This window comes from Cryobacterium sp. TMT2-42-4 (assembly GCF_004402645.1).
GTDB classification, from domain to species: domain Bacteria; phylum Actinomycetota; class Actinomycetes; order Actinomycetales; family Microbacteriaceae; genus Cryobacterium; species Cryobacterium sandaracinum.
This window is the reverse complement of the sequence record NZ_SOFT01000004.1, coordinates 68,812-86,377: the sequence shown is the minus strand read 5'-3', so window position 1 is coordinate 86,377 and position 17,566 is coordinate 68,812. Positions and strand designations below refer to the sequence as shown.

Here is a 17,566-nt window from a genome sequence, read left to right as displayed (position 1 = left end):
CGGCTGCACCATCCCCGGCTGCACCATCCCGGCGGCGTGGTGCGAAGTACACCACGTGATTCCCTGGCACCGCGGCGGAAAAACCACGATCGACAACGGGGTCCTCCTCTGCTGGTACCACCACCACACTATTGATACTTCCGGCTGGCAAATCCGCATGGTGCGCGGCAAACCTGAAGTCAGGGCACCGTACTGCTACGACCCCACCCGCACCAGGCGGCCAGGGGGAGGGAACCGGGTGAGGGCTCGACAAGCTCAACCAACGTCGGCGTGAGTTTTCGGGATCGGGTCACCAAATGGCTCAGACGCGGACGTGGGTTTGAGCCTCTGGAATCACGTCACCGATGCGTTCCGGGACAGAAAAACCCCCGCACCCCGTGAGAAAAACCGGGATGCGGGGGAACGAGAAGCGCGGAGACGGTGGGATTTGAACCCACGGTACCCCGTGAAGGGTACTCCACCTTAGCAGGGTGGTGCACTAAGCCGTACTATGCGACGTCTCCTTGATGCCTGCAATGCAAACACACGTCAATGATCATAACCGTACAGACGGCATCCGCACGAACCGAGCATGCACGAACCGAGAGCTGCGGGCGCCGCCCGGAGGCTACTGGTCCTCGAGCGACCGGCCTGCAGAGCAGGTGACGTCTCCGGCGGTCTGGCCCTGGACTGAATCGGAAAGCACTGCGGCCGGGGGCGTCGCGGCCGGATCCGGGACCGGTGCGGCCGGATCGGTCGTGTCATTGGGATCCGGGATCGCAGCCGGGTCCTCCGCAGCCGGGTCTCCGGCCAGTTGGAGCGATTCGTCATCTTCGACGGCGGTGAACAGGTCGTCGAAGTCCGGCTGGATCGGTTCCACGCCGCCGTCAACATTGCCGGTCGGGGCCTGCACGAAGACCACCTTGCTGAGGTCGATGTCCTTCAGGGCCACGGCAATCGACGCCAGGGTGGCGACGTCGTTGAGACTCGTGGACAGGTTCATGTTGGCCGTCACGGCCTTGGCCAGCGAGTACACCTTGACGGGGTCGGAGAGTGTGGACGCACTCTTCACGGTTCGCACGAGGGAGGACAGGAACACCTGCTGGTTGCTGATCCGCGTCAGGTCGCTACCGTCGCCGACGCCGTGGCGGGTGCGCAGGAACTGCAGGGCTTCCAGACCCTCGAGCGTGTGCATTCCGGCCGGAAGGAAGGTGTTCGTGTACTCGTCTTCGATGTCTTCGGCGACACAGACCGGCACGCCACCGACGGCCGTCGACATGGCCATGACGCCGTCGAACTGTACCTCTGCCGCATAGGGGATGCTCAGGCCGGTGAGCTTCTCGACCGTGAGCACGGTGCACGCCAGACCACCGTAGGTGAGGGTGGTGTTGATCTTCTGGCGGCTCATTGCGTCAAAGGTGCCGCCGGCAGGGTCCGGGCACTCGGGGATGGGAACATACATGTCCCGGGGGAAGCTGATCACGGAGGCGTTGGTGTGGTCTTCGGAGATGTGCAGCAGCATGGTTACATCATTGAGGTCGCCGGTGGAATCCTCCGGCCCGAACGAGGCATCCTGACCCTTTCGGCTATCACTGCCGACCACCAGCAGGTTCACGCCGCCCGGGATCGCATCGATCTTGGGGGCAGGACCCTCGGTCTCGTTGGCCAGAGGCACGCTCTCCTGCACGCTCGACGCAACATCGTAGGTCGCGATCGCGGCGACGGATGCGCCACTCACGAGCAGCACGGCCAGTGACGCGGCGAGCACCTTGGCCACGGTCACGAACGGGTTGGAGCGGCGCAACCGGCCATGGCGGGCGATGGTACTGAGCCTCTTCGATCGTGTCGAGCGGGGGCGTAATTCGTCGCTCACTCCGGTCCCTTCGTTAGTGCAGGCCGTGCAGAATCGAGGTGCGGAGGGCGTGGGATTCGAACCCACGAGACATCTCTGCCCACCAGTTTTCAAGACTGGCTCCATCGGCCGCTCGGACAGCCCTCCCGGTTCGCTGCCCGCGGCGCTGGTGGAACACGCGGTCGCGGACTAGCGAATACCGACCGATTCTAGCCGCTTGCAGACTCACCACAGTGCCAGAGGATGCTGGCAGCGGGCTGGGCGCCGCCTAGAGGCTGCTCAGAACGAGCGCGAGCCCATCTTCGTGAACGGCGCCGGTGATCTCGCCGGCCGCCGCGAGCACCTCGTGCGGAGCCTGCCCCATGGCCACTCCCCGACCCTGGACCGACGCCCACTGCAGCATCTCGATGTCGTTGCGCCCGTCGCCGACGGCCATCACACGGCTCCGCGGAATCCCGAACTCGGCGCGCACCCGCTCCATGGCGGTGGCCTTGTTCACGCCGTCGGGAGCGATATCGAGCCAGGCAGTCCAGCCGATCGCGTAGCTCACCCGGTTCAGCCCCATCCGGTCGACGATCTGAAGAAAATCCTCCATGTCGTGGTCAGGCGAGATGACGACCACCCGGGTGGCGTCCTGGCGCAGCAGATCGTCGAACTCGACGTGCTCGCTGTCCAGCCCGATCGTGGCATCCGGGAACGGCTCCGTGTAGCGGTAGAAGCCGCGCTCGTCTTCGACGGCGTACCTGGCACCGACCAGGTGCGAGCGGATCTGCAGCAACACATCGGTCGGATCGAAGGTCTCGACCCATTCGCGCCGGTAGCCGGTGGGGGAAGCCGGGTCGCGGTGCAGGGTGATCGCACCGTTCGAGCAGACCACGAAGCGCGGGGTGATGTCCAGGCGCTCGAGCACGGGGAGCGTGGTGGCGGACGAACGCCCGGTGGCGAGCATGACCTCATGACCGGCCGCGGCGAGCCGTCGCACCTGGTCGAGGACGCCGCCGCTGATCGTGCCGTCCTCGTGCATGGTGGTGCCGTCGATGTCGAGGGCCACCAGCCAGGGGGCATCCGTCCGCGTCGTCATGCGCCCACCGGCCGAATGACGTCGAGGCCGCCCAGCCAGGGGCGCAGCGCCTCGGGGATGAGTACCGAGCCATCCGCCTGTTGGTGCGTTTCGAGCAGGGCCACAATCCAGCGGGTCGTCGCCAGGGTGCCGTTGAGGGTTGCGACCGGCGCGGTCTTGCCCGACTCGGTGCGGTAACGGATATCGAGCCGGCGCGCCTGGTAGGTCGTGCAGTTGCTCGTGCTGGTCAGTTCGCGGTAGGCGTTCTGGGTGGGGACCCAGGCCTCGATGTCGAACTTGCGGGCGGCGCTGGAGCCGAGGTCGCCGGCGGCCACGTCGATGACGCGGTAGCTGAGGCCGAGCGCCTGGAGCATGTCCTCCTGCAGGGCGACGAGGCGGTCGTGCTCGGCCTCGGCATTCTCCGGCAGCACGTAGGTGAACATCTCCAGCTTGTTGAACTGGTGCACCCGGATGATGCCGCGGGTGTCCTTGCCGCCCGAACCGGCCTCGCGCCGGTAGCAGGTGGACCAGCCGGCGTAGCGGAGCGGTCCGCCGGACAGGTCCAGGATCTCGTCCGAGTGGTAGCCGGCGAGCGCGACCTCGCTGGTGCCGGTGAGGTAGAGGTCGTCGGCGGGGAGGAAGTAGACCTCCTCGGCGTGCTCGCCGAGGAACCCGGTGCCGTCCATGATCTCGGGCCGCACCAGGGTGGGCGTGATCAGGGGGATGAAGCCGGCCGCCAGCGCCCGGTCGAGCGCCATGTTCATCAGCGCGATCTCGAGGCGGGCACCGATGCCGCGCAGGAAGTAGAACCGGGCGCCGGACACCTTTGCCCCTCGGGCCATGTCGATGGCGCCGAGCAGTTCGCCCAGCTCGAGGTGGTCGCGCGGCTCGAAGTCGAAGGCGGGCACGGCGCCGTGGGTGCGGAGGGTGACGAAGTTCTCTTCACCGCCGGCCGGTACGCCGTCGATCACGGGGTTCGCGAGGGTGCGCACGACCGCGGTGAACAGCGCCTCGGCCTCGCCCGAGGCGGCCGCGGCGGACTTGACGTCGGCAGCGAGGCTCTGCGCCTGGGCGACGAGGGCCTTCTTCTCCGCGGGAGGCGCGGAGGCCACCTGCTTGCCGAACTGGTTCTGGGCGGCACGCAGCGCCTCGAATGCCCGGATAGTGGCGCGACGCTCCGCGTCGGCGGCGAGCGCATCGTCGACCGCCTCGACCGACGCACCGCGCGCTTTCTGCGAACGCTTGATGAGGTCAGGATTCTCTCGCAGCAGCACAGGATCAATCACCGAATCAGTCTACAAGCGCATGGTCCAGCACCTTGCTAGCCTTACCGCGTGGATACTCCCGATCAACCGAGCGTTGTTCGGCGGGCAGCAATCGTCTACAACCCCACCAAAGTCGACCTGGACCGCCTGCGGGCGAGCGTGGCCCGCGCGGAGACCGCGTCGGGCTGGGCCGGCTCGCTCTGGCTCCCGACCGCCGCGGACGACGCCGGCAGGCAGTCCGCCCGGCTCGCCCTGGCGCAGAGTGCGTCCCTGGTGCTCGTGGCGGGCGGCGACGGCACGATTCGCGCGATCGCCGACGTGCTCCGTGGCTCCGGTGTGCCCCTGGCCATCGTGCCCGTCGGCACCGGCAATCTGCTCGCCCGCAACCTGGGCCTGCCACTGTCGAACCTTGACGAGGCCACCATGGTTGCCTTCACGGGCGGAAACAGGCCGATCGACGTGGGTGTGGCATCCGTGCGCGCCGACGACGGCGCCCTGGCCGACCACGTCTTCCTCGTGATGGCGGGCATCGGCATCGACGCCCAGATGGTCGTAAGCACGCGGCCCGAACTGAAGCGGGCGGTGGGCTGGCTGGCCTACGTCGACGCCGTGGCGCGCGTGCTCCCCCGGGTCAAGCCGTTCCAGATCCGGTACAGCCTGAACGGGCGCCCGCACCGGCCGGCGCACGTGAGCACCATCCTGATCGGCAATTGCGGCCTGCTCCCGGGAAATATCCAGATTCTGCCGGATGCCCGCCTCGACGACGGCATCCTCGACATCGCCATGCTGCAGCCCAAGGGTGTGCTCGGCTGGCTCACAATCTGGCGCCGGGTGACGTGGGAGAACGGCGTTCTGCGCCGCTCGGCGGCCGGGCGTCGCATCATCGAGCGAACCGAATCGACTACTGCACGGGTGATGACGACGCTGCACGCCGCCGATATCCGGATCGTGTTGGTCGAGGCGCAGGAGTTCGAGGTGGACGGCGACGCGCTCGGCCCGGTGCGCTCGGTATCCCTGCGCACCGACCCTGCCGCCCTCGTCCTGCGGGTTCCCGTCGCGCCCTGAGGGCCGGGCCGGGCTGGGCTGGTGGGACCGTCAGGCCGCGGGCTCGCCGAGCAGGCCGCGCAACCAGGCGCGCGCACCGATGAAGATGTTGTCGTTGTAGCGCGAGGTGAACTCGATCGGCTGCTTGTCGGCCCGCGGGTACGAGCCGAGGAAGATCACCTGGGGGCTGAACCGGCGAAGGCCGAGCAGCGCGTCGGCCACGCGTTCGTCGTGGATGTGACCGTCGGCGTCGATCACGAACCGGTAGCGCCCCAGGGCGTCGCCGATGGGGCGCGACTGGATCAGGCTGAGGTTGACGCCCCGGGTGGCGAACTGCTCGAGCATCTCGAGCAGGGCGCCTGAGCGGTCTTCGGGCAGCTCCACGATCAGGCTGGTCTTGTCGGCGCCAGTGCGGGGCGGCACGGTGGTGTTTCGGCTGACGAGCACGAAGCGGGTGACCGCGTTGGCGTTGTCGCCGATACTACGGGCGAGCACGACCACATCGTGGTGCTTCTCGATGCCGGGCGGGGCGATGGCGGCATCCGCCTGCCCTGATTCGACCAGCGACGCGGCGGCGGCCACGTTGCTCGACGCCGGAAGGTGGCCGTGGTGCGGCAGATTGGATTCCAGCCAGCGACGGCACTGCGCATAGGCGACCGGATGCGCGTTGATGGTGTTCACATCGGCCAGCGCGGTGCCCGGGCGAGCCACCAGGACGAAGTTCACCGGAACCAGGTACTCGCCGATGATGCGCAGGTCGGGCACGCTCGCGAGGGCATCCTGCGTGGCGGACACGCCGCCGTCGACGGAGTTCTCGATCGCGATCATTGCGGCCACACTGCGGCCGGACACGACGTCGTCGAACGCCTCGCCGACGTTGTTCACGGCCCGCCACGGCTTGCCCTGGGCTTCGACGACCTGGGTGAGGGCTGCCTCGGTGAAGGTGCCCGTCGGCCCGAGGAAGCTGTAGCTGACATTGCGCGACTCGGACATGCAGATCAGCCTAGTTGCAGTGCAAGACTGGACACCATGAACGAACGCGCGGGCACAGCGGCCCTGGAATCTGACCTTGTCGATGTCGAAGCGCTGGTGAAGGCGTACTACGACCTGAAACCGGATGTCACGGTGCCGGGCCAGCGAGTGGCCTTCGGCACCTCCGGTCACCGAGGGAGCTCCCTCAACACGGCCTTCAATGAAGACCACATCATCGCGACCACTCAGGCGATCGTTGAATTCCGCGCCATGCAGGGCATCACCGGGCCGCTGTTCATCGGCACCGACCCACACGCCCTGAGCGCGCCAGCCTATACGACCGCCCTCGAAGTGCTCGTCGCGAACGGCGTGCGCGTGCTGGTCGACGAGTTCGACGACTATGTGCCCACCCCTGCCCTCTCGCACGCGATCCTGGCCTACAACCGGGCCGGGAACAGCGACGAGGCGGATGGGATCGTGGTCACCCCGAGCCACAACCCGCCCTCCGACGGCGGCTTCAAATACAACCCGCCGCACGGCGGACCGGCCGACAGCGACGCCACCTCGTGGATCGCCACCCGGGCCAACGAACTCATCGCCGCCGGGCTCAATGATGTCAAAATGAGCGAGCCCAGCGCGGTCGAGACCTACGACTTCCGCGGTGGGTACGTGAACGACCTTGAGAACATCATCGACATGGCCGCCATCAAGGCCAGCGGTATTCGTATCGGAGCCGACCCGCTCGGCGGCGCGAGCGTGGGCTACTGGGGTGCGATTCGCGACCGCTACGAGCTCAACCTGACCGTGATCAACCCCCACGTCGACCCCACCTGGCGCTTCATGACCCTGGACTGGGACGGTAAGATCCGGATGGATCCGTCGAGCCCGTCCGTGATGGCATCCGTCGCCGCCCACAAGGACGAATTCGACATCGTCACCGGCAACGACGCCGACGCCGACCGGCACGGCATCGTCACCCCCGACGGCGGGCTGATGAACCCGAACCACTTTCTGGCCGTGGCCATCGACTACCTGTACAGCCACCGCGAAGGCTGGCGGGCGGATGCCGCGATCGGCAAAACGCTCGTCTCCTCCACCATGATCGACCGCGTCGCGGGTTTCCTCGGCCGCGACCTCTGGGAGGTGCCGGTCGGTTTCAAGTGGTTCGTTCCGGGCCTGATCGACGGTTCGGTTGCTTTCGGCGGCGAGGAGAGCGCCGGCGCCAGCTTCGTGCGCTTCGACGGAACCGTCTGGACCACCGATAAGGACGGCATCCTGTTGGCCCTGCTCGCCTCGGAGATTCTCGCCGTGACCGGCAAGACGCCCAGCCAGCGCTACGCCGAGCTGGCCAAGCACTTCGGCGACCCGGCCTACGCCCGGGTGGACGCGGCCGCGACGCCCGCCCAGAAGGCGCAGCTGTCCAAGCTCGACGGAGCCGCCATCACGGCCACCGAACTCGCCGGCGAAAAGATCATCGCCAAGATGAGTCACGCTCCCGGCAACGGTGCGGCAATCGGCGGCGTCAAGGTCGTCACCGAGAACGCCTGGTTCGCGGCCCGGCCGAGTGGCACCGAGGACGTTTACAAGATCTACGCCGAGTCCTTCACGGGCCCGGAACACCTGAAGCAGGTGCAGATCGAGGCCAAGGCCATCGTCGACGGCGCCATCGCCTGACGCGTCTGCCCTGGACGGGCTCGCCCACCGCGGCGGTCGAGCCCGTCGGGACCGGAGACCAGCAGTAGGGAGTGCTTCGATACCTAGGGAATGCTCCAGTAGTACGCCGTGGCGCCCGGGTGCTTCTCGGTGATCGCGTAATCGACCGACCGGAAGTCGGTGTCGTCGGTGTGGCCGGCATAGTAGATCTGGATGTCGTCGCCCGACCCCTCGATCCGGGTGACGACCCCGGTGTGGTCGCGGTCCCCGGAGTTGTCCCAGTCGAACTGGGCGACGTCGCCGAGCTTGACCTGATCGCGCTGGTCATCCGTCAGGGCGGTGGCGCGGCCGGACTGCGCGACGTAGTCCCGGAACGCGGTTGAGCTGATCCACGGTGACGAGGTGTCGAAGTCGGAGCCGGTTCCCTCTGCGTACCACTGGTCGTCCATGGTCCAGCCCCGCTCGATCAGGGATTGGCTGGTGAAATTGACGCAGTCGTTGTCGGTGATGACGCCGTAATCATCCGTGTTGTAGTCGGTCCAGTGGGCGAGCATGTAGCTGACCTGCGCCTGAACCTGGGCGTCGATGGGGACCGGCGCTGCGGCCTCCGCGGGGGCGGCCCGGTCTGCGGCCGTCGCGTCAGACTCGGCCGCATCGGCCTTCGGCGCCGTTTGCGTGGAGTCAGCAGCCGGGGTCGGAGTTGCAGAGACGACGGGTTCGTCCCCAGTTACCTCGGCCACGGCGGCCGTTCCGGCCACGAGGCCACCCAGAACGAGCACGGCAGCGACGATGCGGAAGCGTCGAGTCAGAACCACAGATTTCTCTCTTCGTTCGGGGTGCCACCGGGGGGTGTGGCAGTCACGCCCCGTTCGGGGGACGGTTTCTAGATAATCACACTTATCCGGGAAATGCCCGGGTGGACGACAGACCGGTCCTGCGCGGATCAGGAAACGGGATCGGGGAACGGAATCAGTGGTAGCCGGGAGCCGCCGGGAGCCCGAAGAACTCCTCGAGGGTGGCGGTGCCGGTGGCGTGCATCTCCATGGCCAGTTCCGTTCCGATGTAGCGGAAGTGCCAGGGCTCGTAGCCGTAGCCGGTGATGGCCACCTTGTCAGCCGGGTAGCGCAGCAGGAACCCGAAACGCCAGGCATTCACGGCAAGCCACTGCCCCTGTGGGGTGTCGCCGAAGCAGGCATCCAGCGAACAGATTCCGGGCAGTGCGCTGATGTCGATGGCCAGACCGGTCTGGTGCTCGCTGGTTCCCGGCCGGGCCGTGCTGGTGTCGGCGAACGCCTGTCCGTTCGCGGCGACATCCGCGTCGTAGACCATCACCTGGGCCGCGAAGTTCCGATAGGCGCTGTGGGACTGCAGCTTCAGCCCGGTCTCCGCCTCGAACGCGGAGAACAGGGCCACGGTTGCGTCCGACGCCTCCCGGCGAAGTTGCGGGCTCCAGACGTGAGCCACCGGGACGTCGACGAGGTCGGTCGGAGCGTAGTCGGTAGGGTTCAGCGGGCGGGTCTTGTCAACGACGACCCAGAGGCTCGCCGGGTCGTCGCGTGAGCGGGCGGAACGGTCGAAGGTAGGCATCACGACCGGCTCCGGGGAACCTGTCGGGGCGGCACGAGGCGGGGTGGGGTTGGCGCTCGGTTCGGCACGGGGAATCAGCGTCGGAACGACGGCGGAACCGACGACGGGCGGCGCGGTTTCCCCGGTCAGGGCTCCGGCCGCCACCGCACCGGCGGCGAGTATAGAGATGACGATGGACAGCACGACGATACGCCTCCGCCGGAACGGATGCGCGACCCCCACTGCCCGATCTGCCCACACGGTGCTGAGCCTAGACCGGAGCGAGCTCCGCCAGCCTCTGACGGCCCGAAGGTGCTTGAAGATTGTTTGCCCATCGTGTAACTTTGCGCACAATGCAAACTTCTTCCACTCTCGCCGCCCCGCCGCTGATGTCCCACCGGCAGATTCTCTTCGTCATCTTCGGACTGATGGCCGGAATGTTCCTCTCCGCCCTCGACCAGACCATTGTCGGGACATCGATGCGCACCATCGCCGACGACCTCGACGGCATGGCGCTGCAGGCCTGGGTGACGACCGCCTACCTGATCGTGTCGTGCATCAGCACGCCGATCTACGGCAAACTCAGCGACATTTTCGGGCGCCGCCCGCTGTTCCTGATCGCGATCACGATCTTCCTCATCGGCTCGCTCCTGGCCGGACTGGCGAACTCGATGTACGAGCTCGCGATCTTCCGGGCCATCCAGGGGCTCGGCGCCGGCGGCCTGATGGCTCTCCCCCTGACGATCATGGGCGACATGCTGGCACCCCGGGAGCGGGCGAAATACCAGGGGTACTTTCTGGCCGTCTTCGGGGTCTCCAGCGTGATCGGCCCGCTCATCGGCGGCGTCCTGTCGGGCTCGGACACGATCCTCGAAATTACGGGCTGGCGGTGGGTCTTCCTGATCAACCTCCCGATCGGCATCATCGCCCTCGCAATCGTGCTGAAGTTTCTACACGTTCCCCACTTCGCCCGGCCCGTTCGCATCGACTGGTGGGGAGCGGTGGCTGTGATCCTCGCGGCCGCGCCGCTACTGCTCGTGGCCGAGCAGGGCCGCACCTGGGGCTGGGGCTCGATCCCCTCGATCGCCTGCTACGTGATCGGACTCCTCAGCATCGCGGCCTTCATCCTCGCCGAGCGGCTGATGGGCGACGACGCGCTCATCCCGCTGAAACTGTTCCTTTCGTCCACGTTCAGGATGGCGACCATCCTGGGCGTCTTCGTCGGCTTCGGTATGTTCGGCGCCATGATGACGGTGCCGCTCTACCTGCAGCTCGTGAACGGGGCCACCCCGACGGAGAGCGGCTTCCTGATGCTGCCGATGATCGCGGGCCTGATGATCTCCTCCATTGTGAGCGGCCAGCTGATCGCCCGTACCGGGCGCTACAAGATGTTCCCCACCATCGGCACTGCCTTCATGTCGGCAGGCTTCCTGCTCTTCACATTCGCCACCGCCGACAAGCCGGTCGGATTCATGATGGCCGGGATGCTCCTGATCGGCCTCGGCCTCGGCCAGCTGATGCAGACGCTCACCATCGCCAGCCAGAACTCGGTCGGCCCTCGGGATATCGGCGTAGCCACATCCGCCTCGACGTTTTTCCGTCAGATCGGTGGCACGCTCGGCACCGCCGTACTCTTTTCGGTGCTGTTCACCCGCATCCCTGACACGATCGGCGCGGCCTTCGACAACCCGACCATCATCTCCGGGGTCAGGGACGCTGCAACGGACCCGGCCGTGCAGGCCGACCCGGCGAACACCGGCATTCTGGCACTGTTGGCCAACCCGGGCAGTGTCGGCGGCGCCCTCGACGGCGACACCTCGTTCCTCAACACGGCCGACCCGCGGCTCGCGGAGCCGTTCCTCGTCGGCTTCAACGACGCATCCGTCACCGTCTTCTGGGTGAGCCTGGCCGTCGTGCTGGTCGCATTCGTGCTGAGCTTCTTCCTCACGGCGCCGCCGCTGCGCAACACCTCCGCCCTGCAGGAGGCCGCGGACGAGAACGCGGCCGAGCTGGCCGCGCGGGCCGAGCTGACCCGGGACGCGCAGCGAGCCGCCGACAGGATGGGCGCCCTGGTCGAGCCGGGGATCGACGTCGACGAGTTCGAGCGCGAGACCCGCACCCAGCCCCGCTAGCACCCGAACGAATTCGACGGAGATCTTGCTCCTACCGCCCCGTTTGGGCCTCAAATCGTCGCTTTGTGGCAAAATCTCCGTCGAATGCGCACAGGGCGCGCAGTCACGGACGGCCCGGTCCGGGCGTTGGGAATTGTGGGGGCCATCGGGGCGTTGTACCGATAATGCGCATTGTTATTGCAGGTGGACATGGAAAAATCGCCCGGCAACTCACGCGGGAGCTCACGAAGGACGGCCACGAGGTCGTCGGGCTGATCCGCACGGAGGATCAGAGGGCGGACCTCGTCGCTGTTGGAGCCGTTCCGGTGGTGATCGACCTCGAAAAGGCCTCATCGACCGACATGGCGCACCTCTTGGCCGGCGCCGACGTCGCGGTGTTCGCCGCGGGCGCCGGAGCTGGCGGCAGCGAGGAGCGCCGTCAGGCCGTCGACTTCGGCGGCTCCGTGCGGCTGGCCGATGCGGCCGAGGCCGCCGGCGTGGCGCGCTTCATCCAGATCTCGTCGACCGGCACCGAGAAGGTGCGGGACGGTCAGACCCCGACGGATGTCCCGGCGGACTTCCTGGGCTACCTGCAGGCCAAGCTGGCGGCCGAAGAAGACCTCATCACCCGCCCCCTGGCCTGGACGATCGTTCGCCCCGGCGGCCTGCTCGACGAGGCAGGAACCGGACTGGTGCGCCTGAACCCCGCCGGCCCCGGCCTCTCGGAAGAACGTGCGACTGTGCCCCGCGCGGACGTCGCGGCCGTCCTTGCCGCGCTGATCGAGACCGGCGCCGCCGAGCGCCGGGTGCTGCACCTGGTCTCCGGGGACGAACCCGTCGCTGTCGCCGTAGCCGCGTTCGCCTGAGGCTTCGGCCGCCAGGCCGGCCTCCTCCAATCGACCCCCTTCACCTTCAGCCGACCCAGCGCCGGCCCTCCGCACAACACCGCGGGGCCGGCGCTTGAACGCGTGGCAGATGTCTGGCAGTCTGTGAGAGCGCTCTCATCAGTGTGATGGTGGAGCACTCGCCGACCGGAACATCTGCCGGAGTGAATCCAATGGAGGATCGCATGCCCCTCGAGACCATCATTCAGCCCATCGACCGGGGCGAGATCCCGTTCGACCCCGCAGAGGGCACTGACCCCGCGGAGGGCACCGTCCGGGGCGGACCGGTCGACCTGGACGGACGCCGGTTCTACCGGATCCAGGCCTACGACCAGATGCCGCCGTTCTTCATGACCCTCGTCAGCGCGAGCGACGTCTGGCTCTTCATCTCGAGCACGGGCGGCCTGACGGCAGGACGGGTCGACGCCGATCGGGCCTTGTTCCCGTACTACACCGACGACAAGATCACCGAGAGCGGCGGCCGAACCGGCGGGTTCAGCGTGCTGCTCGTTCGACGCCCCGACGGGACCAGGATTCACTGGCAGCCGTTCGCGGAGGTGCGTCCCGGCGATCAGGCCGTGCAGCGCACGCTGTACAAGGACGCCCTCGGCACGACCCTGGTCTTCGAGGAGACCCGCCCGGATCTCGGCCTGCGCCTCCGCGTGACCTGGCAGACGAGTGCCCGCTTCGGCGTCGTGCGCAGCTGCGCCCTGACCTCGCTCACCGACCAGCAGCTCACCGGCGAGCAGCTCGGCGAAACGCTCGACGTCGACCTCCTCGACGGCCTGGTCAACATCCTTCCCGCCGGCGCCCACAAGAAGACGCAGAACGAGCTGAGCGTGCTGCTCGACGCCTACAAGCGGGCCGAACTCGACTCTTCGACGGGCCTCGGGCTGCTGACGCTGAACGCGACGCTCTCCGATCTCGCCGAACCCAGCGAGTCGCTGCAGGCCAACGTGGTCTGGCAGGTCGGGCTGGGCAACGCCGAGCACCTGCTCTCGATCAGCCAGGTGGCCGCCTTCGCCCGGGGCCGGGGCATCACCGCCGAGACGGATGTCCGCGGCCGGCGCGGCGCCTACCTCGTGCACGCGCGGATCACGCTGCCCCCCGGAAGCACGCAGCGCTGGCAGATCGTCGCCGACGTCAACCAGGACGCGGCCGATGTCGTCGCCCTGCGCGAGAAGCTGCGCGATCCCGCCGGGCTCGCCGAGGAGCTCGCGGCCGACATCGCCGGCACCCGGTCCGACCTGGAGACGATCCTCGCGGCCACCGACGCCGCCCAGCACAGCGGCGACGAGCTCGCGACCATCCACCACACCGCCAACGTGCTTTTCAACACGATGCGCGGCGGCGTTCCGGCCGAGGGCTACACGGTGGAGTCGAGCGACGTGCGGGCGTTCATTGTTCAGCGGAGTCAGCCGACCGCCCAGCGCTGCGCCGGCGTGCTGGCGGCGCTGCCCGAGCGGCTGCGCGCCGACGAACTCATCGCCATCGCCCAGGAGCACGGCGACGGAGACCTGTGGCGCCTCACCACGGAATACCTGCCGCTCACGTTCAGCCGCCGGCACGGCGATCCGAGCCGGCCGTGGAATCAGTTCCGGATCGTTCTGAAAGACGAGAGCGGCATCCGTCGCCTGGAATACCAGGGCAACTGGCGGGACATCTTCCAGAACTGGGAGGCGCTGGCCTGGTCATTCCCCGAATACGTCGAGTCGATGGTCACGATCTTCCTTGACGCCACGACCGCCGACGGCTACAACCCGTACCGGATCTCCCGCGAGGGCATCGACTGGGAGGTTCCCGAGCCCGAGGACCCGTGGGCCAACATCGGCTACTGGAGCGATCACCAGATCATCTACCTGCTCAAACTGCTCGAGACCTCCCGCCGCTTCCATCCGGGGCGCCTCGACGCCCTGATCAACCGGGCGGACTTCACCCACGCCGATGTGCCGTACCGGATCGCCGCCTATGCGGACATCCTCACGGACCCGTACAACACGATCACCTTCGACGACGAGCGGCAGCGCGCGATCAGCCGGCGGGTCGCCGCGGAGGGCTCGGACGGTCGGCTCGTGCACGGCGCCGACGGCGACCTCGTGCGGGTGACGCTGGCCGAGAAGGTGCTCCTGCTCCTGCTGGCCAAGCTCGTCAACCTGGTGCCGGACGGCGGCATCTGGATGACGACCCAGCGTCCGGAATGGAACGACGCCAACAACGCGCTCGTCGGCCGCGGCCTGTCGGTGGTCACCCTCGCCTACCTGCGCCGCTACCTCGTCTTCGTTCAGGACCTCCTGACGGTCGACGTCGAGCTCTCGAGCGAGCTCGCCGGACTGCTCACCGCGGTGCGCGACGTGCTCTGCGAGCATGCGGATGCCCTCGCCGACGGGTTCGATTCCACTCGCCGCCGGACCGTGATGGACGGTCTGGGCGAGGCAGGGACCGCCTATCGTGAGCGGGTCTACGCCGGGTTCGGCGGAGCTCGCATGACGGTCGCCGCGGGAGACGTGGCCGAACTGCTCGATCTGGCTCGGCGCTTCGTCGAGTCCGGCCTGCACGCCAACCGGCGGGACGACGGGCTCGTGCACTCGTACAACGTGCTGGAGCTCGGGACCGATGGGGCCGACGTGCGGCGGCTCGCGGAGATGCTGGAGGGCCAGGTCGCCATCCTCTCCTCCGGCCTGCTCGGCCCGGAGGAATCGCTGGTCCTGCTCGGCGCCCTGCGCACGAGCCGGCTGTACCGCGCCGACCAGCACAGCTACATCCTCTATCCCGACAAGGACCTTTCGTCCTTCCTCGCACGCAACACCTTCAGCGCCGAGCGGGCCGCCGACTGCCCCCTCACCCTGCGCCTCACCGCGGCCGGCGACCGCAGCATCGTCGTGCGGGACGTCCAGGGCGACCTGCACTTCGCCGCCCACATCCGAAACGCCCGGGGCGTGTCGGAGGAGCTCGACCGGCTCAGCGCCGACCCGGCCCTGCAGGGCGCCGTGGAACAGGACCGGGCCAAACTGCTCACCATCTTCGAGGAAGTCTTCCGGCATGCGGAATTCACCGGGCGCTCCGGCTCGTTCTTCGCCTACGAGGGCCTCGGCAGCATCTACTGGCACATGGTCGCGAAGCTGCTGCTCGCGGTGCAGGAGACACTCGACCGGGCCGTCGCAGAGCAGGCGGATGAGGCCGCGATCCAGGGTCTGATCGCGGCGTACGAGGATGTGCGTGCCGGCATCGGCTACCGCAAGGATCCGCTCACCTACGGCGCATTCCCCACCGATCCCTACTCGCACACGCCCGCCGGCCAGGGCGCCCGGCAGCCGGGGATGACCGGGCAGGTCAAGGAGGAGGTGCTCACCCGCCTGGGCGAGCTCGGCCTGCGGGTCGAAGACGGTCGCATCCGTTTGCGGCCCACCCTGCTGCGGGCCGGCGAGTGGACCACGGCTCCCGGCACGTTCGCCTACCGGGATGTCTTCGGTGAACAGCACAGCGTCGCGCTGCCCGCGGACACGCTCGCGTTCACGTTCTGCCAGGTCCCGGTGGTGTTCCACCGCGGCGGCCCGCTCGAGGTGGTTGCGCACCTCGCCGGCGGCAGCCAGGTGCCCGGCCCGGGCGGCGCGCTCGACCCCGAAGTGAGCGCGAGCGTCTTCCGCCGCGACGGCCGGGTGCGCTCCCTCACGGTGACGGTGCCCGACTGAGAGCGCTCTCTTGACAAACCAGCGATGCGCACACTAGCGTAAGCATCACAACGTGAGAGCGCTCTCACAGCACTGCTGAGAGCGGCCTCGCATCCACCCATCAGCACGCACACAAGGGAGTGACCGTGAAGCGTTTCCCGCGCACCACACTTGCAGTAACAGTCGCCGGAGCAGCATCCTTTGCACTGGTTCTATCCGGTTGCTCGGCGGACGCCGGCACCGGGCAGTCGACCGACGAGAACGTCAAACTGACCGTCGCGACGTTCAACGAATTCGGCTATGACGACCTGTTCGCCGAGTATGAGAAGGCCAACCCGAACGTCACCATCACGCACAAGAAGGCCGCCACCTCCAACGAGGCCCGCGACAACCTCACGACCCGTCTCGCCGCAGGCAGCGGCCTGAGCGACGTCGAGGCCATCGAGGTCGACTGGCTGCCCGAGCTACTCCAGTACTCCGACCAGTTCATCGACCTCGCCTCTGACGACGTCGACTCGCGGTGGCTCGACTGGAAGACCGAGGCCGCGACGGATGCCGACGGCCGCCTGATCGCCTACGGCACCGACATCGGGCCGGAAGCCGTCTGCTACCGGTCCGACCTGTTCGCCGCCGCCGGCCTGCCGACCGACCGCGCCAAGGTCGCCGCACTCCTCGGCACCAGCTGGGAGAGCTACTACGCAGCCGGCGACACGTTCGCTGCTGCCGGCACGAACGTGCCGTGGTTCGACTCGGCCGGAGCCACCTGGCAGGGGGTCGTCAACCAGATCCCCAACGCCTATGAAGAAGAAGACGGCACCATCATCGCCACCGAGAACCCGGAGGTGAAGGAGGCCTACACGAGCGTGCTCGAGGCCAGCAGCACGCTGTCCGCGCACCTCGGACAGTGGAGCGACGACTGGACCGCCAGCTTCCAGAACGACGGCTTCGCCACGATGCTCTGCCCGGGCTGGATGCTCGGCGTGATCTCCGGCAACGCTGAAGGCGTCGCCGGCTGGGACATCGCCGACACGTTCCCCGGCGGCGGCGGCAACTGGGGCGGTTCGTACCTGACCGTTCCCGAGCAGTCCAAGAACCAGGTCGAGGCCCAGAAGCTCGCCTCCTGGCTGACCGCCCCGGAGCAGCAGCTCAAGGCGTTCGCGTCCAAGGGCACCTTCCCGAGCCAGGTCGAAGCCCTCGAGAGCGACGAGCTCCTCGGCGCCACGAACGAGTTTTTCAACAACGCGCCGACCGGTGAGATCCTCGCCAACCGCGCCGCGGCCGTCGACGTCACCCCGTTCAAGGGTGAGTTCTACTTCGCGATCAACGACGCCATGCAGCAGGCGCTCACCCGCGTCGAAGACGGCACGATGACGCCCGACGAGTCGTGGGCTCAGTGGGTCACCGACGTCGAGTCGCTCGGCTAACCAGCACCACCCCGCCGGTCGGGCCGGTCGAGACCACCCGGTCTCGACCGGCCCCCGGTCTCGACAGGCTCGACCACCGGACAAGCTC

General features: G+C 67.8%; 13 protein-coding genes and 2 tRNA genes. 7 read left to right on the top strand and 8 right to left on the bottom strand.

Annotated features, from left to right (window positions below; all coding sequences use genetic code 11):
- Window positions 1-10 precede the first annotated feature (10 nt).
- On the top strand, window positions 11-274 hold the full coding sequence (locus E3O18_RS00820; protein ID WP_347232322.1) for an HNH endonuclease signature motif containing protein: 264 nt from the start codon (window positions 11-13) through the stop codon (window positions 272-274).
- 138 nt (window positions 275-412) lie between these two features.
- Here the strand turns inward: E3O18_RS00820 and E3O18_RS00815 are convergent.
- The 5 genes from E3O18_RS00815 to serS all read right to left on the bottom strand — a co-directional run bounded on the left by E3O18_RS00815 (window position 413) and on the right by serS (window position 4,177).
- Window positions 413-503, bottom strand: a tRNA-Ser gene (locus E3O18_RS00815).
- 104 nt (window positions 504-607) lie between these two features.
- Complete coding sequence (locus E3O18_RS00810) at window positions 608-1,852, bottom strand: LCP family protein (RefSeq protein ID WP_134394389.1); 1,245 nt, start codon at window positions 1,850-1,852, stop codon at window positions 608-610.
- Window positions 1,853-1,893: 41 nt separating this feature from the next.
- Window positions 1,894-1,978, bottom strand: a tRNA-Ser gene (locus E3O18_RS00805).
- 121 nt (window positions 1,979-2,099) lie between these two features.
- On the bottom strand, window positions 2,100-2,912 hold the full coding sequence (locus E3O18_RS00800) for an HAD family hydrolase (protein WP_134394390.1): 813 nt from the start codon (window positions 2,910-2,912) through the stop codon (window positions 2,100-2,102).
- Window positions 2,909-4,177: a serine--tRNA ligase gene (gene serS / locus E3O18_RS00795; RefSeq protein ID WP_134394391.1), complete on the bottom strand. Its 1,269-nt coding sequence runs from the start codon at window positions 4,175-4,177 to the stop codon at window positions 2,909-2,911. The genes E3O18_RS00800 and serS overlap by 4 nt, the downstream gene beginning before the upstream one ends.
- A 48-nt stretch (window positions 4,178-4,225) precedes the next feature.
- Here serS and E3O18_RS00790 point away from each other — a divergent pair, with 48 nt between their 5' ends.
- Window positions 4,226-5,221, top strand: coding sequence for a diacylglycerol kinase family protein (locus E3O18_RS00790; protein WP_134394392.1), 996 nt, complete (start codon window positions 4,226-4,228; stop codon window positions 5,219-5,221).
- Window positions 5,222-5,251: 30 nt separating this feature from the next.
- Here the strand turns inward: E3O18_RS00790 and pheA are convergent, their stop codons facing one another.
- A complete protein-coding gene (pheA, locus tag E3O18_RS00785) occupies window positions 5,252-6,193 on the bottom strand; it encodes a prephenate dehydratase (protein ID WP_134394393.1) in 942 nt (313 codons plus the stop codon).
- A 36-nt stretch (window positions 6,194-6,229) separates the two neighbouring features.
- On the opposite strand from pheA, the gene pgm reads away from it, so the two are divergent.
- Entirely contained in the window at window positions 6,230-7,846 is a 1,617-nt protein-coding gene (pgm, locus tag E3O18_RS00780) for a phosphoglucomutase (alpha-D-glucose-1,6-bisphosphate-dependent) (protein ID WP_134394394.1), read from the top strand.
- Between the two features lie 83 nt (window positions 7,847-7,929).
- On the opposite strand, the gene E3O18_RS00775 is transcribed toward pgm, so the two are convergent.
- Both E3O18_RS00775 and E3O18_RS00770 read right to left on the bottom strand, forming a co-directional pair.
- Entirely contained in the window at window positions 7,930-8,640 is a 711-nt protein-coding gene (locus E3O18_RS00775; protein WP_134417234.1) for an amidase domain-containing protein, read from the bottom strand.
- Between the two features lie 154 nt (window positions 8,641-8,794).
- Window positions 8,795-9,595, bottom strand: coding sequence for a M15 family metallopeptidase (locus E3O18_RS00770; RefSeq protein ID WP_241976536.1), 801 nt, complete (start codon window positions 9,593-9,595; stop codon window positions 8,795-8,797).
- A gap of 149 nt (window positions 9,596-9,744) precedes the next feature.
- Here E3O18_RS00770 and E3O18_RS00765 point away from each other — a divergent pair, with 149 nt between their 5' ends.
- From E3O18_RS00765 to E3O18_RS00750, 4 genes are all read left to right on the top strand, one after another.
- Window positions 9,745-11,523 (top strand): MDR family MFS transporter, encoded by a 1,779-nt coding sequence (locus E3O18_RS00765; protein ID WP_241976535.1) that lies wholly within the window; start codon window positions 9,745-9,747, stop codon window positions 11,521-11,523.
- 164 nt (window positions 11,524-11,687) lie between these two features.
- Entirely contained in the window at window positions 11,688-12,368 is a 681-nt protein-coding gene (locus tag E3O18_RS00760; RefSeq protein ID WP_134394396.1) for an NAD(P)H-binding protein, read from the top strand.
- A 203-nt stretch (window positions 12,369-12,571) separates the two neighbouring features.
- Window positions 12,572-16,075: a hypothetical protein gene (locus tag E3O18_RS00755; protein WP_134417232.1), complete on the top strand. Its 3,504-nt coding sequence runs from the start codon at window positions 12,572-12,574 to the stop codon at window positions 16,073-16,075.
- A 125-nt stretch (window positions 16,076-16,200) separates the two neighbouring features.
- Window positions 16,201-17,478: an ABC transporter substrate-binding protein gene (locus E3O18_RS00750; protein WP_134397555.1), complete on the top strand. Its 1,278-nt coding sequence runs from the start codon at window positions 16,201-16,203 to the stop codon at window positions 17,476-17,478.
- Window positions 17,479-17,566: the final 88 nt, after the last annotated feature.

Excerpts from the sequence above, each read along its gene's own strand:
- E3O18_RS00765 (WP_241976535.1), top strand. The coding sequence starts at position 9,745 with ATGCAAACTTCTTCCACTCTCGCCGCCCCGCCGCTGATGTCCCACCGG.
- E3O18_RS00800 (WP_134394390.1), bottom strand. The coding sequence starts at position 2,912 with ATGACGACGCGGACGGATGCCCCCTGGCTGGTGGCCCTCGACATCGAC.
- pgm (WP_134394394.1), top strand. The coding sequence starts at position 6,230 with ATGAACGAACGCGCGGGCACAGCGGCCCTGGAATCTGACCTTGTCGAT.
- E3O18_RS00760 (WP_134394396.1), top strand. The coding sequence starts at position 11,688 with ATGCGCATTGTTATTGCAGGTGGACATGGAAAAATCGCCCGGCAACTC.
- pheA (WP_134394393.1), bottom strand. The coding sequence starts at position 6,193 with ATGTCCGAGTCGCGCAATGTCAGCTACAGCTTCCTCGGGCCGACGGGC.
- E3O18_RS00755 (WP_134417232.1), top strand. The coding sequence starts at position 12,572 with ATGCCCCTCGAGACCATCATTCAGCCCATCGACCGGGGCGAGATCCCG.